Source organism: Paenibacillus zanthoxyli JH29, assembly GCF_000520715.1.
GTDB lineage: Bacteria > Bacillota > Bacilli > Paenibacillales > Paenibacillaceae > Paenibacillus_AQ > Paenibacillus_AQ zanthoxyli.
The window spans coordinates 1-15,080 of sequence record NZ_ASSD01000027.1 but is presented as its reverse complement, the minus strand read 5'-3'; the positions used below and the strand labels follow the sequence as shown (position 1 = coordinate 15,080).

Genomic DNA, 15,080 nt, shown 5'->3' with positions numbered 1-15,080 from the left:
GGGAGCGGAGTCCAAGATTACATTTATGGAGGTGTCCATGAAAAATGAAAAAAAGCATCCTGCCGCTTTTCGTTCTTATTCTAATGGTTGCACTGGCAACCGCTTGTTCCAAAGCCAACCCGCCGCAGCCTTCATCTGAGCAGCAGAAGGAATGGATACGAAAAGACTTTATTACTGAGAAGGTAAGCTATTATACCCGCCAAAACTTTAGATTTGTGGAGAAGCTGGCAGTTTCCAGTCAAAAAAACGGATACATCGTTGTCCTCACCTTTATTCCAGAGGTCGGGTCTGCGCCGGTCAAGCAGGATATTTACCGCTCCATGGCCGCTTATGCCTTTGGCATAAACTCTTTTTTCCGGAGATCAAAAGCTATGAATTTAACGTACTATGGGATGAACGGACCAAACAAAAGGCCATCCATACCGTCATCGACGAAGCCGGCGTCAACAATCTATCCAACCGCTATAATGAGTTAATGATCGAGAAGAACGGCGGCTTTGAACCCTCGTACCGGTCTCTTTTCACGGAAGTGACGGAGTCGGAAGCAGCCAGGAAATGGGCCCACTAAACACTGTATCTTACTATTGTCTTTCCTGCCTGCCGCTGACCAGGGCCGACCCGCTACTGGGCGCCCACAATGCTTAGTAGTTCGGACAGTGCCTTGATTTCATAGGTCGGAGTGATCCCGGGGTCTCCGGATTTCCCGCGCGGGTTGAACCAGCAGGTGTCGATCCCATACGAAATGCCGCCCTGGATGTCCGATGTCAAGGTATCGCCGACGATCAGTACGTTAGGCTTGTCTTCAGGCATAAGTCCCAGTTTAGCAAAAGCGTGATCGAAAATGCCCGGCTCCGGCTTCTGGCTTCCGACTTCCTCGGAAATGATGATATGCGCAAACGCATCCCGCAGCGGGGAGTCTTGGATGCGCGAATACTGAACTTCTTTAATGCCGTTCGTAATCACCGCAAGACGGCAGCCGGATAATTCTCTGCATATTTCCGCCGCCCCCGTAATCAGGAAGGTTCCTGTCCCCGCTCCCAGATGGAACAGGTATGCTGCGCTGAAGGACTCAGCGTCCAGCTCAAGCTCATGTGCGGCAAACAGCCGGGTAAATCGTTCCACGCGCAGCGCATCGGAGGAGATCAGCCCGAGCTCCAAATCCCTCCATAATCCCTTGTTGATTTCTTTGTATGTAGATCCGCAGTCTTCGAAGCCTCCCGGCATGCCAAACTGTTTAAAGGCTTCCCTCAGCGCATAGCTTTCCGACTGATCATAATCGAACAGCGTGTCATCAGCGTCGAACAGAATAACATTGTATTTCACTGGTACTATTACCCCCGATTATATGGAATGACCTCGCATTCCAGACTGTGTAGTTCTTAAGTTCAACTTCCCCTTTACGCATTCCTGCCGCGCGGCAAATTATACCGGAGAACCTTTTTTGAACGTTTCCAAGTGGAAACGAAATAGCCTGAGCTCCTGCAAATACAGGACTCAGGCTGCTCATTATTTAATAGCTGTCTGCTTGAAAGGGGGCTCCGCTTGAACGCCTCCTTAGGAGTAAGGATATCGGCTTCGCACACAAATTCATTCCAGGCCAGACCGGACGACCTCATTCAGCCTGCGGTAAATCCCGATGATTTCATCCATCGGCATCCGCACCAGGCCGCTTGAGGACGGCGCGACAAATTCACGTACGCCATCCACCACCGGCTCCAGCTCCTCCTGAAAGCCCCAGTCCGCCTTCGTTCTGCGGCTGAATTCCGTGTACACACCCTTGCCGACGAAGCAGGCGATGTGCGGCCGGTACTTCGCAAGCTTGGCACGCAGCAGCTCGCGCCCCTCCTTGTACTCCTCCCGGGTGATATCCTCCGCTCCCCTTGTAGGACGGGCGACGATATTGGTGAAGCCGTAGCCCAGCTTCAGCAATTCGCCATCCTCGGAAGCGTCGTACAGCCGCGGCGTAAGTCCACTTCCGTGCAGTATTCTCCAGAAATTATTACGCGGATTGGCATAATGGTGGCCGACTTTTCCCGAGCGCAGGCTCGGGTTAAAGCCGATAAATACAATGTGCAGGCCGAAATCGAGATGATCCTTTACCGGGTTCATGGCCGTCGCCTCCGTTCAAGTCATAGTTGTGCATTCATGCTTCATAGTTCCCCGGCGGCTCAGGGAAGCAGCGCTTTTAACTCAGGCGTCATTTCTGACGCGTCAATCCGGAAATACTCACCGTTCCCGTTCTTGTATTTCAGGAATGCGACGTACGTTCCCTCATCTGGCGCATAATTCCGCCGTATCTCCAAAATATCGTTAATGCGCGCCTTGTCTTTAATAATGACAGAGCGGTCCTGCTCTTGTGCAAACTTAAGATGCGCGGCCGGGTCAAACAAATGGCCGTTCGGAAGGATTTCGTCCCTGCTCTGCGCAGCCAGCTCAGCTGTCAGTACATCGTCCGCCTTAACCTTAACACGGTCCGCATAGCCTTTTCGCTCCAGCCACGCCCCCAATTCATGGTAAGACGGTTTCCAGTCATAGTTCATGAATGAATAAGAGCGGCCTATCGACTCTTCCGGGATGATTTGAATAGAGGCCAGCGGCACCGTGTCGTCTGTCTGATCTTTAAAGGACAAGTTCAGGATTTCCTTCTTCAACAGCGCCTTGAACTCATTAATCTCAGCTGGATCTGAAATAACGGCCTCCCTGATACTGGAGTTCAATTGAATACTGGCCAGCGGCTTGTCAAGCTGCGGGAGGACGTATTCAGCCCGTTTGAATCCTTCAGATTCCATGACGGCTTTCAGTTCAGGCTCGAAACCTGCCAGCGGCATAAGATACTGTCTGGTCATCGTACGTCCGTTGTTTAGCTTATAGGCAATGGTATAGAGACGCGTTTTCTGCGAATACTTATACCGGTTCTCCCCGTCGCCCGGCCGGACCTGCACAAGCGTTTCATGCAGCTTGCGGACGGCCAATGCATAAGCCGGGTCGGATGAGAACGGGTCCACTCCCCGGAAAGGACTGGAGAACGCATCGGGCTCAGTGGAACTTGCAGCTGCGTTTTGCGGATTCACATAACCCCAGTAGTAATTGTCTCCAGCGTATACCCCTGCAATTTTGTCCGCAGCCGGTACTCTCGTTTCATAGCCGGTAACGGGCGACACGGGAAGGTACAGCAGAAGCCCGAGAACCAACGCGTACCCCGCAAACCGGGCGGGCAGCTTCCGGTTCAGGATATACCACGATTTACGGATCACCATTTCCGATATGGTGTAACCGATGACGGCTCCTAGAGCATAGCCCGCCAAGGCCCATCCTGTCTGACCAGAGCGCATACCCGCGAAATACGTGCCGGAGATCAGCATGGCGCACAGCATGAAGCCACCTTTAAACAGCGGATTGAAGTACGTAAAGGCCAACGCCTGTCCGGCCGTTTCCGTCTGCCGCTTACGGTACAGCAGATACGACAGCAGAATGAACACGACGGTCAGAACCGCGTATATGCCCAGTTCACTCCAAGTGAAAGGCGAGCCGTTCACGTTCACCATATGAAGAATGGGCGACCAATTGTCTATATGTCTAAAGCCGCTCTGGTCCGGAAAACCGTATAGGTAAGTGCGCAAATGGGACAACGCCAATTGGGACAGCACTGCGGGCAGCAGCAGCAGAATGTATACGATAATACCGTGCAGCACTGTCAGACCAATGCAAATCCCGACAAATGCGGTTACAGCGAACAGGAACAGCGTCAAAATACTGACTGCCGCACCCCAGGCCCATACATCCGCTCCGCTGTATAGGAACCTGTTCCCGTCCCAGGTCCGCACCAGTCCGGCAGCAAGCGCTGTAAGCCATACCGGAACTAGCAAAAGAACAAAGCCGCTGAACAATTGGGCCGTCAGCAAATGTCTGCGGCGCAGCGGAAGGCTGTGCATCGCGTCCGCCGCCCCCTTATGCTGAAGAAAGTGGAACAGCAGCAATCCAGCCGCCACGGGCATCGTGAGCGTGAATACCATGGTCAGGTCACCGCTGGCCCTGAACAGGTTATCCACCGGTTGCGGCGGTGTATCGGGATTCCCGCCCAAAAACATTTGCAGCGGCAGCCCGAACAGCAGACCGAGCAAGTAAATGATGGCAATCCATGAGTGCTGCCTGAGATTTTGCCGGATCATTCCGCGGTTAAAGAAGAATCGGCGCGATGTCATAGCCTGCCCCCTCCATTTCATAAATAAAGATTTCCTCCAGGGTCAGCGGCAGCAGATCCAGCACATACGGCTCGTATACGCGGAAGTATTCCTCGATCCGATTGCGGTCCCCTTTGATAATATAAAGGAAGACACTGCCTCTTTGTTCACGGTGAAGCACCGGCAGCTTGGCCATCAGCGCGTGTTCATGACGCTCGTCCCGGAAAGCGACCTGCACTTTATGCGTGTCGGATTTCAGCTCGTCAAGCTCCTTATCGATCAGTAGGGCTCCGCCGTGCATAATGCCGATATGGTCGCAGAGGTCTTCGATCTCCCGCAAATTATGCGAGGAAATAACAACGGTAATGCCGCGCTCGGCAACCTCCTGGAATAGCACATTTTTAACCAGCCGCCGCATCACCGGATCAAGCCCGTCAAGTGGTTCATCCATAATGAGCACATCCGGCATACAGCTGAGCGCCAGCCAAAAAGCCGCCTGCTGCCGCATTCCCTTGGACAGACGGTTCAGCTTGCGCCTTGGATTCAACGGAAACAGCTCGCCCAGTTCCTTGAAGCGCTCCTCGCTCCAGCCCGGATAGACGGATTTATAGAAATCGGCCATCTGTACAATGGAAGCCTGCGGGAAGAAATAAGGAAAATCTGGCATAAACACGACCCGTCCCTTGGTGTCCGGGTTCTCGAACACCGGTTTGCCGTCTATCCGAACCTCCCCCGACTCCGGCTCATATATCCCCGCAATCGTCTTAAGCAGTGTTGTCTTGCCCGCTCCATTCGAGCCGAGCAGCCCGAATATATTCCCTTTATGTATCGTTAGAGAAAGCCCGTTAACCGCCTTCCGGTCCTGAAAAATCTTACTGACCTCCCGTATCTCGATCATGTCTGATCCCCCTCCCCTTTTTTCTCCAAAGCCAGCTTGAACAGCTCGCCAATTTCCGCTGCCGTAAAGCCAAGGTACACCGCTTCCGCCATCAGCCGCAGCAGCTCCTCGCGCACTTCCGCCCTTTTGGCCGCATTCATTCCCTGCTGCGCCGGGGAGACGAAGCTCCCTTTTCCCGCCCGGGAATAAATATAGCCTTCCCGCTCCAGCTCCCGGTAAGCCTTCTGAATCGTATTGGGATTCACGGTAAGCTGCGCCGACAAAGTCCGCACAGAGGGCAACTGCTCGTCAGGCTGCAAAATACTGTACAAAATCATCTCCTTGATCTTATCCGTCAGCTGTTCATAAATCGGCTTGCGGCTGCGAACATCCAGCTCGAACACATGCGATTCCCCCTTCGCCCGCTTCCGGGCTCATGACCTTCCTGGCAGATCAGGTGTATTAACTGTACTATTATTAATAATACAGTCATCCAGAATTGTCAATACAGTCCATCCAAAATGAATAAGCCGCTCCCGCTAGGAGATTTCTCCTCACAACGGGAACGGCAGAATCAGCTGAGCAAAGGGGATGCCCACCTATATTTTGAGCAGATGCCCTTGTAAAATGGGAGCCCGCATTAGGTCACCGCGCATCATGCCAGAAGTTCAGCGGCTTAAGATCGGATGTGATGATTTCGTATTGATACCCTTTCTTGTGGAGATAATTCAAAATGCGGGGCAGCACCTGGAGCGTCGCTTTCTGGTCATGCATCAGAATGACGGGACTGACGCCGCACTTGTCCAATTTGTTTACCTGGGTGACTACATTGTTATAGATCGAATCGCTGGCGGTCTTATATTTCCAGTCCAAGGAATCGACGTTCCAGTCCCAAAGATGGTATCCGCTGCCAAGCACTTTATCTCTAAAAGCTTTCGTAAAGTACGGCTTGCTTCCATACGGCGGGCGGATCAGCTTGGTGGTGCGTCCGGAGACTGCTTCAAGATCGGCGTTGTCCTGGTTCATTTCCTTCAGCGCAGCAGCCGGAGACGCGTAAAATTTATTCTTCACATGGGTTATGCCATGCAGGCCAAGGCCATGCTCCGATTTGACCATGCGCTTCACCTGGCTAGGGTAACGCTCGATGTTCGGTCCCAGCATGAAAAAAGTCGCCTTCGCTCCGTGCTTGTCCAGTATATCCAGCAGTTGTCCGGTTGTCGCCGACGGTCCATCGTCGAAGGTCAAATAGACGACCTTCCCGGATACGCCCGCTTTGGGCGGATTCGGGGTCGGCTTGGAAGGTTCTGGCTTAGCCGGAGACGGACTTGGCGCAGGCAAGGGCGGCTTCACCGGTTTCAGCTTCTCCTTGAACTTCTCGGCAAACGCGCCGTCATCCAGCGTCTGACTGCCGTCCGTAATCCGCAGCAAATGCCGTTCCGGCTTATAGGACACGGAATAGCCCAGCAGCGAGGCAATTTTTAGTGGCACCATCAATTTGCCGCCGCGCTTAAAGACGGTTAGGCTTATTTCCGTCCCGTCTCCCGCGATTCCCTTTCCTTTCTTCAAAATTCTAATCCTTCCTTTGTCACCCCAAAGCATCAAATCCTCCGGTGTTCCCCCAAGGCTGAGCTTCAATTCGTCCGCAAGCTCTCGCACCGGCACATAAAAGGTGTACCCCACGGACACAGCGCGGATACCCGTAACACTGTCATTAATCCCTAATTTCATTTCTCCGCTTTCCTCGGCGTGGCCAGCCGGTACTGCGCCTATTGCAAGGAAGCATACAATAACGCATAGCAAAATTTTTTTGATTGACAAGGCCCCAAGTCTCCTATCTATTTAGCTTCTCTCTCTCAACTTATAGGATAGCACAAATAGAAAGGGGCGAATTTGAAAGAATGTTACCAGCAGGCAAAAATGTTGTAACTTTGCGGGGAAAATGCAGTGCGGCAGGCGATTATATTTGTGACAAAGTTAGCAACAATAGTGAAACTATGAACAAAATTTGAACGTTATAGAATATCCCAAAAACTGCGTAGTTACAGTGATTTATATCATATCTTACGTCTTTTTGTAACAATTTTTACACAGAAAATTAAATAAATCGCCATTATATAGGATTTATATGGATATAGGACTATATTGTGTATTTTGCATTCCCTTTAAGGAATTTTTAATATAGATAGAGGTTAATGTATTCCGGTTAATGAAACCAGTATTAAAGGAAAGGAGTTTATCATGAACAAAAAAGGGCCATTATACGCAATATTTTTCAGCCTTTTCCTGCTGCTGCCCGGATGTAGTTCGCTTACCGTTCTGAATCCGCAGGGTCCGGCGGCAAAAACGCTGTCCGACACGATCATCCTGTCGATTCTGGTGATGCTCGGCGTCCTGGCCGTGGTCTACATTCTCTACACTATCATGTTGGTGAAGTATCGCGCAAAAAAAAGCAACGAAGGGTATATTCCTCCGCATGAAGAAGGAAATATATGGCTGGAAGCAACCTGGATCGCTATTCCGATCATCATCGTCGCCTTCCTGTCGGTAGTAACCGTCAAAACGACGCACGCGGTAGAGAACGTTCCGGCAGACTACAAGGATCAGAAGCCGCTGGTCATTTACGCATCGTCCTCCAACTGGAAGTGGCATTTCAGCTATCCCGAGGAAGGCATTGAAACGGTAAACTACGTGAACTTCCCCGTGAATCGCCCGGTTGAATTCAGACTGTACTCTTTCGGACCGATTTCCAGCTTCTGGATTCCACAGCTCGCCGGACAGAAGTACGCGATGAGCGATATGACCACATATCTGAATCTGGTTGCGAACACCCAGGGCGATTTTCTCGGAAGAAATACGAACTTCAGCGGTAAGGGCTATGCTCAAATGGAGTTCACAGCAACCTCGATGAGCAGCGACGACTATGACAAATGGGTAAAAGACGTTAAGAGTACCGCTTCTCAGCTTACGGAAGACAAGTTCAAATCGCTGCTGGCTACGGCCCATGTAGGACGCGAAACGTTCTCGTCCACACATCTGACCTTCAGTCCTCCTCCGGCAGAACACAGCGAGCATATGGATATGGATCACAGCAATATGGATCACAGCAATATGGAAATGAGTACTGATGAACATACGCACCAGAGCAACTAATTCCAGACTTACTTGAACAACTTGAAAGGAGTCCTCCCAATGAATTTTGATTTGGAAAAATTCAAGGTTCATGGCGAACCCCTGATCTACGGGGCCATGATCAGCATTGCCCTCGTCTCGATCGGGATTGTCGTGGGTTTAACCGTGTTTAGAAAATGGGGATGGCTGTGGCGGGAATGGCTAACCACCGTGGATCACAAGCGGATCGGCGTCATGTACATTCTGGCCGCCCTGCTCATGCTCTTCCGCGGAGGCATCGACGCATTGATGATGCGTCTGCAAACCGCCGCACCGGATATGAAATTTCTCGATGCGCAGCATTACAATGAGGTCTTTACGACCCATGGTCTTATTATGATTCTGTTCATGGCTATGCCCTTTATTATCGGTCTGATGAACGTCGTTGTGCCGCTGCAAATCGGCGCGCGCGACGTCGCCTTCCCGCGCCTTAACGCGGTCAGCTTCTGGCTCTTCTTCTTCGGAGCCATGCTGCTCAATATTTCGTTCGTCATCGGCGGGTCGCCGGATGCCGGCTGGTCCGCCTACTTCCCCCTGGCGAGTCTGGAGTTCAGCCCGACCGTCGGGAATAACTACTACTCGCTGGCGCTGCAGATTTCCGGTATCGGCACGCTGATGACAGGCGTCAACTTTATCGTAACGATTCTGAAGATGCGCGCTCCGGGCATGAAGCTGATGCGCATGCCGATGTTCACCTGGTCCGTACTGATTACGAACGTTATTATCGTCTTCGCCTTCCCGGTTCTGACGGTGGCCCTGGCGCTGATGATGTTCGACCGCCTGTTCGGCTCCCAGTTCTTTACGATGGCCAATGGAGGCATGGATATGCTCTGGGCCAACCTGTTCTGGGTATGGGGCCATCCGGAGGTATATATCGTTATTTTGCCGGCCTTCGGTATTTACAGTGAGATTATCGCGACCTTTTCCAAGAAAAATTTGTACGGCTACACCTCTATGGTCGCCAGTATGCTGATTATCTCCCTGCTGTCCTTTATCGTCTGGGCGCATCACTTCTACACGATGGGTCAAGGCGTATTGGTCAACGGCTTCTTCTCGATTACGACGATGGCGATTGCCGTGCCGACCGGGGTCAAGATATTCAACTGGCTGTTCACCCTGCGAAAAGGCCGGATCAGCTTCACAACGCCGATGCTGTACTCTTTGGCCTTCATTCCGATCTTCACGATCGGTGGCGTTACCGGCGTTATGCTGGCCATGGCCAGTGCGGACTATATGTACCATAATACGATGTTCCTTGTTGCGCATTTCCACTACGTTCTCATTCCAGGCGCCGTGTTCGCCGTTATCGCAGGCTTCCACTACTGGTTCCCTAAAGTGTTCGGCTTCCGCCTGAATGAACGTATCGGAAAGCACGCCTTCTGGTGGATTATTATTTCCTTTAACGTAGCTTTCTTCCCGCTGTTCATTCTCGGCCTCAAAGGCATGACCCGCCGGATGTACACCTATTCCGCCGAGACGGGCTTCGGTCCGCTTAATATGATCTCGTTCGCCGGGGCGCTCGGACTTGCAATCGGCTTTGTCATTCTGGTGTATAACATTTATTGGAGTACACGCTATATGCCGCGCGACGAGAACGGCGATCCTTGGGATGCCCGCACGCTCGAATGGGCAACCCATAGCCCGATCCCGGAATACAACTTCGCGGTTGTTCCGAAGGTCAAATCGCGCGATCCTTTCTGGGCCATGAAGCACGACAAGCAGCCGCTGTTCGAAGAACCGATCACGAAGATTCATATGCCGAGCAATACGGGCAAGCCGTTTGTCCTTGGCGTCGTCTTCTTCTTCCTTGGATTCTTCCTGGTATTCAGCATGTGGATTCCGGCGATTGTTGCCGGCGTCGGCGTTCTGATTGTGCTGGCGGCGATGTCCTTCGAGCGCGACCACGGCTTCTACATTCCGGCTGATAAAGTCATCAAGACAGAAAAGAAACTGGGGGGTGGAACGGTATGAAAGTAGATACCTCCAAACCGCTTGAGTATGGCACACACGAGAACAGCAACCGCATCTTCGGCTTCTGGGTCTTCCTGGGAGCGGAAATTGCGCTGTTTGCTACACTGTTTACCGTATTCTTCGTTCTGGTGAACCGTTTTGCGGACGGTCCCAGCGGAAGCGAGTTGTTCGAGATCGGCCCGGTGCTGATTGAGACGTTCCTGCTGCTCACCAGTTCCTTTACGATCGGCCTGGCCGTTCACGCCATGCGCCATCAATATAAGAGAGCCATGCTTGTCTTCTTCGGCATTACGCTGCTGATGGGCCTTGGCTTCCTTGGCATCGAAATTACGGAGTTCGTGACTTACGTGCACGAGGGAGCGACGCTTCAAACGAGCGCGTTCCTGTCCAGTCTGTTCGTACTGCTCGGCACCCACGGCGCCCACGTTACCTTCGGTTTCCTGTGGGGCGCGGCGATTATGATCCAGCTCATGCGGGAAGGCATCAACCCGGCCACGGCCAATAAATCATTCATCTTCTCGCTGTACTGGCACTTCCTGGACGTTGTCTGGATTTTCATCTTCAGCTTCGTCTATCTGAAAGGACTGATGTGACATGATGAAGCAGCTGTTTCCCATTCGCCATGTAATAGGCTATATTGCCTCCTTGGTCCTTTCCGCCGCGGCGCTGGCTGTCATTTACGGCGACTTCTCCCATGCCGCGAACGTAGCCATCCTGGTTGTTACCGCTCTGATTCAGGCTTCCCTGCAGCTGTTCCTGTTCATGCACATCGGGGAATCGGCCGATACGAAAAAAGAGCTGTACATCAACATCGCCTATGCGCTGTTCGTCGGTCTTGTCACCATCTTCGGCACACTCTTCATCTTTGTGTGGGGCTGGTACAGTTAGTTAATTTCCGTTTTTCTCTCAAAGCGTCTTGGCCGCGGCCAGGGCGCTTTTGTTTTTTGGCCGCACAAAAGGCGGCGACCCGGCCCATACGGGACCTGATCGCCGCCTCTTATATTTAGCCCGTAAACAGCGGACTTACAGCTTGAACCCGGCAAGATTCTTCTGCAGTTCCTCCGCGAGCGAAGACAGATAACGGGCTGAGCTCGACATCTCCTCCATCGCCGACATCTGTTCCTGGGTTGACGCGCTGACATCCTCGATACCCGCGCCGCCCTTTTGCGAGATTTCGTTCACCATTTCCATAACGGCGACCAAATCTCCGCATTCTTCGGAAACATGTCCTACAACTTTATTAATGCTTTCCGTCTGGCGGATGGCATCCTGGATGGAAACTACGATTTGGGAGAATGCCTCGGAAATTTCGGCGGTGCCAGCCACACCCTCTGTCGCAAGCTGCGCCCCTTGAGCCATCGACTCTACGGCTTCTCCAGTCTGCTGCTGGATTTGCGTTATAATACCGGTAATATGATCCGAGCTCTTGGCTGTCTCCTCGGACAGCTTCCGAATCTCTCCCGCTACGACGGCAAATCCTCGTCCGACCTCGCCTGCCCTGGCAGCTTCAATGGAGGCATTGAGGGAGAGCAGGTTCGTCTGCCCCGCAATTCCGTTAATGGTCGTAATGATGTCGCTGATTTCCCCGGACAGCTTGGCCAATGATGCAATAATCCGCTGCGTTTCGGTTACGTTTGAGTTGATCTGCGTCATTTGCTCCGTAATGCTGTTGACCTTTTCCGCCCCGTGATCGGCAGAGTCCGCCGCCTTCGCCATCAGAACCGACATCTGCTCACTCCCGCTCTCCACCGACGTGATATCCTGCGACATCGCCTGAATGGAAGCATTCGTCTCGGCTATGCTGTACACCTGCGTTTCAAACCCTGTCGCCAGCTCCGAAGCGGTGGAAGCAATCATATTGGAAGCCAGCGAGGTCTGCTCGGCACTGGCGGTCATCTGCTCGGAAGAAGCCGACAAAGTCTCCGCACTCTCCGACACGCTCAGCATCATACGGCGCAGGCTCGCCACCATACCGTTAAATGAGCTGCTGATTTGACCGATTTCGTCCTTGGAGCTATACGCAGCCGTAACCGTCAAGTCTCCCTGCTCTGCCTGCTCCATGGTCTTCCCCAGTTCGGCCAAAGGCTTCGTAATCATGCGGACGATAAAGTAGGCTCCTGCCTGGGTGAGGAGGGTAAAGACAATAATCAGCACAATATTCAGGTTCCGTGTACTCTCAGCTTGTGCCATTGCTTCCGCATACTGCTTCTCGGCATCCTGTTGAAGAAGACTGCCCGCATTGCCGAGCAGATTTACCATTTTGCTGCGCAGAGTGCTGAAATTCCCGGAAAAAAGGGCATAAGCCTCCGCATTGCGGTTAGCCTTGGCCAGCGTAATAATCCGATCTCTTTGACTCCGGTATTCCGGAAGCAGTGATTCGTATTCATTGAGCTTGTTTAAGGTTTCGGCCGAACCAAAAGGAACTTGAAGCAACTTCTTCGTTAAGGCATCGTTATTCGCTCTCTTCAATTCGATATCCTTGGCAAGACTCGCATTTCTTGCCACGTCTTCCGTCATCAAAAGCTCCAGCACATCAGTTTCAATCATACCGTTGTTGATCCGGATTTGGGCGGACCACATAACGGGCAGCAGGTTCTTCTCATACATCACTTTAGAACGGTCCGCCAGCTGCTGGCCGGTAACGATCCCTATTGCTCCCACACTGATCATCGCAAACAGGGCAATAAGCATAATAAGTCCCATTTTATACTTCAATTTCAAATTTCTCATTCCAATCCTCGCTCTCCGGGTGACTTTTTACACATACAATTCTTTATCGGCAAACTTCTATGTAAAATAAATAACTATATGAAAATCGACAGCAATTTTTGACAAAAAAAGCCGCGCGGATGAATGATCCGCCGGCTTGTCATGGGCATGTTAGCATTTCTCTAACGCAGCAGTCCGTATTTTTTGCGAAAACGTTCGAGTACCTTAATCCAGCCTCCCGCTAAAATGGACAGAAAGACGACATTGGACAGCGCATGCGCCAAATCGAAATAGAAGCTGGAAGCATATACGGTCGCAACGAGCCCAAGGCTGAAAGCGTCAGGCAGGCCGATCAGATACCAAATATTCATAATCCACCCAAATAAAAATCCCCATACAAATCCGAACAGCAGCAGCCCGGGTCTTGTTCGCATCCAGCGTGTGTTCCGCAGCCAGCCGGCGGTAAGCCCGGCCATCCCCCAGGCGAACATCTGCCACGGCGTCCACGGCCCCTGGCCGAAATACAGATTCGAGACAAGGGCGGCCACCGCCCCGATCAAAAAGCCCGCTTCCGCCCCGAATACGTACGCCGACAGAATCACAATGGCTGATACCGGTTTAACGCTGGGCAGGGCCGCGAACGGAATGCGGCTGACGGCGGCAATCGCGGCAAGAACGGCAAGCAGCACCAGGTCACGTGGCTCCAGCTTACGGCGTTCCAGCCTTAGGAACATTGGAAGCAGCGCGGCGCAGAGCAGCACCAGGCTCAGCAGCAGATAGTGGCGGTCCTTAAGCGCGGAGGACAGCGCGAGCGCGCCTACAAACAGGCCAAGCGCAATCAGGACCGGGAAACGAATTCGTGCCACTGTGACATCACATCCTCAATGGTTAATGCTTGCGGCAGCCGGTCGCGGACCATCCGGTTAACGGCTGTCGTATAGAAATAATTCGCGCCGAAAAAAGCCTCCGGCGGCCCTTCCGCCGCCATGCTTCCGTCAAAAAGCATAGCGCAGCGGGAAGCGTACCGCGCCGCAAATTCGACGTCATGCGTAACGAACGTTACGCTTGTTCCGGAATCGGCCAGCGCTCTCAGCAGCTCCGCCAGATGCTCCTTGGCGGCGGGATCTAGCCCTTTGGTCGGCTCATCCAGCAGCAGAATATCCGGCCGCAGCAGCAGCACCATGGCCAGCGCCGCCTTCTGCTGCTCGCCGCCGCTGATGTCATGCGGATGGCTCCCGAGCACACCTCCAAGTCCGAAGGCGTCCACCAGCGAGGCAATCTCCCGCTCGCCCTCCGAAACGGACAATCCGGCGTACTTCGCCATTTGCCGCAGTTCTTCCGACACCGTGTCATGGCTGAAATACAGCAGCGGATTTTGCGCCAGGTAGCCTGCGCTAACGCCTTTCGGCAGCGCCGCCCGCCCCCGCTGTGGCTTAAGCAGCCCGGCCAACAGTTGAAGCAGCGTAGACTTGCCCGCGCCGTTACCGCCAAGGATAGCGGTAAGCTCCCCCCGGTGCAGCGAGAAATCCAGCTTCTTCAATATTTCCGGCCCGTCCTTCTCATATCGGAAGGTTACCTCCCGGCATTCCAGCAGGGTCTCGCCGTCGCGGGAAGACTGGGCCTTCCGCGCGAAAGTGCCGGAACCGGACCGGCGGGATGAAGTTCCAATGCTCTTGTTCTCCCCGGGCCTTACTCCTTTAGGCATGTTGCCTATGCTGCTCCCGCCTAGCCGGTCCAGCCGGTCCATATCTATCCCAGTTGGACCGGCCGCATTCGTTGCTTGGCGGTCAATGCCCGAGGCGGGCCTCGCCGCAGAGACCGGGAGCGCTGCAGAGACCGGCAACGCCGACTTCCCTTCACCGGCAGCCGACTCCAGCCAGCGTTTGCCCTCCCGTACGGTTAGCGGAATCGTATCCGGCCGTACATTGGCCGGCCCGGAAGACAGCGCTAGGTACAGGCGCGAAGCGGCTGGCAGATAGGCGTGATACCCTTCACCGAGCCCTCTCCCTGCTGCCTGCACAATTTCGCGGGGACTGCCGTCCGCCGCAAGCCTGCCGTTCTCCATCAGCAGCACACGGTCCGCCAGCGGCAGCGCTTCTTCCAGACGGTGCTCGCTTAAAATAACCGTCATCGCCAGCTCCTCGTTCAAGCGGCGCAGCAAGTATATGAACTCG

The 15,080-nt window shown here is 53.2% G+C and carries 14 protein-coding genes; 5 read left to right on the top strand and 9 right to left on the bottom strand.

Going from position 1 to position 15,080, the window contains the following annotated elements; translation table 11 throughout:
- The first annotated feature begins 44 nt into the window (after positions 1 to 44).
- Positions 45 to 476: a hypothetical protein gene (locus L691_RS0101210; RefSeq protein ID WP_025688264.1), complete on the top strand. Its 432-nt coding sequence runs from the start codon at positions 45 to 47 to the stop codon at positions 474 to 476.
- A gap of 145 nt (positions 477 to 621) precedes the next feature.
- On the opposite strand, the gene L691_RS0101205 is transcribed toward L691_RS0101210, so the two are convergent.
- The 6 genes from L691_RS0101205 to L691_RS27475 form a co-directional block, all read right to left on the bottom strand.
- The gene (locus tag L691_RS0101205) at positions 622 to 1,323 is read right to left on the bottom strand and encodes a YjjG family noncanonical pyrimidine nucleotidase (RefSeq protein ID WP_025688263.1); all 702 of its coding nucleotides are present in this window, start codon (positions 1,321 to 1,323) and stop codon (positions 622 to 624) included.
- Between the two features lie 264 nt (positions 1,324 to 1,587).
- Entirely contained in the window at positions 1,588 to 2,109 is a 522-nt protein-coding gene (locus L691_RS0101200) for a mismatch-specific DNA-glycosylase (RefSeq protein WP_025688261.1), read from the bottom strand.
- Positions 2,110 to 2,168: 59 nt separating this feature from the next.
- On the bottom strand, positions 2,169 to 4,202 hold the full coding sequence (locus L691_RS0101195) for a DUF6449 domain-containing protein (protein WP_025688259.1): 2,034 nt from the start codon (positions 4,200 to 4,202) through the stop codon (positions 2,169 to 2,171).
- Complete coding sequence (locus L691_RS0101190; RefSeq protein WP_025688257.1) at positions 4,177 to 5,079, bottom strand: ABC transporter ATP-binding protein; 903 nt, start codon at positions 5,077 to 5,079, stop codon at positions 4,177 to 4,179. Before L691_RS0101190 ends, L691_RS0101195 begins: the two co-directional genes overlap by 26 nt.
- Complete coding sequence (locus L691_RS0101185; protein WP_025688255.1) at positions 5,076 to 5,462, bottom strand: GntR family transcriptional regulator; 387 nt, start codon at positions 5,460 to 5,462, stop codon at positions 5,076 to 5,078. Before L691_RS0101185 ends, L691_RS0101190 begins: the two co-directional genes overlap by 4 nt.
- Before the next feature lie 241 nt (positions 5,463 to 5,703).
- A complete protein-coding gene (locus L691_RS27475) occupies positions 5,704 to 6,876 on the bottom strand; it encodes a polysaccharide deacetylase (protein ID WP_025688253.1) in 1,173 nt (390 codons plus the stop codon).
- A gap of 420 nt (positions 6,877 to 7,296) precedes the next feature.
- Here L691_RS27475 and qoxA point away from each other — a divergent pair, with 420 nt between their 5' ends.
- Genes qoxA through qoxD form a run of 4 tightly spaced genes read left to right on the top strand, consistent with a single transcriptional unit; the run spans position 7,297 to position 11,085 of the window.
- A complete protein-coding gene (qoxA, locus tag L691_RS0101175) occupies positions 7,297 to 8,208 on the top strand; it encodes a cytochrome aa3 quinol oxidase subunit II (RefSeq protein ID WP_025688252.1) in 912 nt (303 codons plus the stop codon).
- Between the two features lie 39 nt (positions 8,209 to 8,247).
- Positions 8,248 to 10,197, top strand: a complete 1,950-nt coding sequence (gene qoxB, locus L691_RS0101170; protein ID WP_025688251.1) for a cytochrome aa3 quinol oxidase subunit I — start codon at positions 8,248 to 8,250, stop codon at positions 10,195 to 10,197.
- Positions 10,194 to 10,790, top strand: coding sequence for a cytochrome aa3 quinol oxidase subunit III (gene qoxC, locus L691_RS0101165; protein WP_025688250.1), 597 nt, complete (start codon positions 10,194 to 10,196; stop codon positions 10,788 to 10,790). Before qoxB ends, qoxC begins: the two co-directional genes overlap by 4 nt.
- Position 10,791: 1 nt before the next feature.
- The gene (qoxD, locus tag L691_RS0101160; RefSeq protein ID WP_025688249.1) at positions 10,792 to 11,085 is read left to right on the top strand and encodes a cytochrome aa3 quinol oxidase subunit IV; all 294 of its coding nucleotides are present in this window, start codon (positions 10,792 to 10,794) and stop codon (positions 11,083 to 11,085) included.
- Positions 11,086 to 11,220: 135 nt separating this feature from the next.
- Here the strand turns inward: qoxD and L691_RS0101155 are convergent, their stop codons facing one another.
- The 3 genes from L691_RS0101155 to L691_RS30405 all read right to left on the bottom strand — a co-directional run.
- Positions 11,221 to 12,927, bottom strand: a complete 1,707-nt coding sequence (locus L691_RS0101155; RefSeq protein WP_025688248.1) for a methyl-accepting chemotaxis protein — start codon at positions 12,925 to 12,927, stop codon at positions 11,221 to 11,223.
- A 161-nt stretch (positions 12,928 to 13,088) separates the two neighbouring features.
- Positions 13,089 to 13,772, bottom strand: a complete 684-nt coding sequence (locus tag L691_RS0101150) for an ECF transporter S component (RefSeq protein WP_025688247.1) — start codon at positions 13,770 to 13,772, stop codon at positions 13,089 to 13,091.
- Positions 13,745 to 15,080: ATP-binding cassette domain-containing protein (locus L691_RS30405; RefSeq protein ID WP_025688245.1), on the bottom strand; the 1,336-nt coding region annotated here is incomplete at its 5' end. The genes L691_RS0101150 and L691_RS30405, both read right to left, overlap by 28 nt.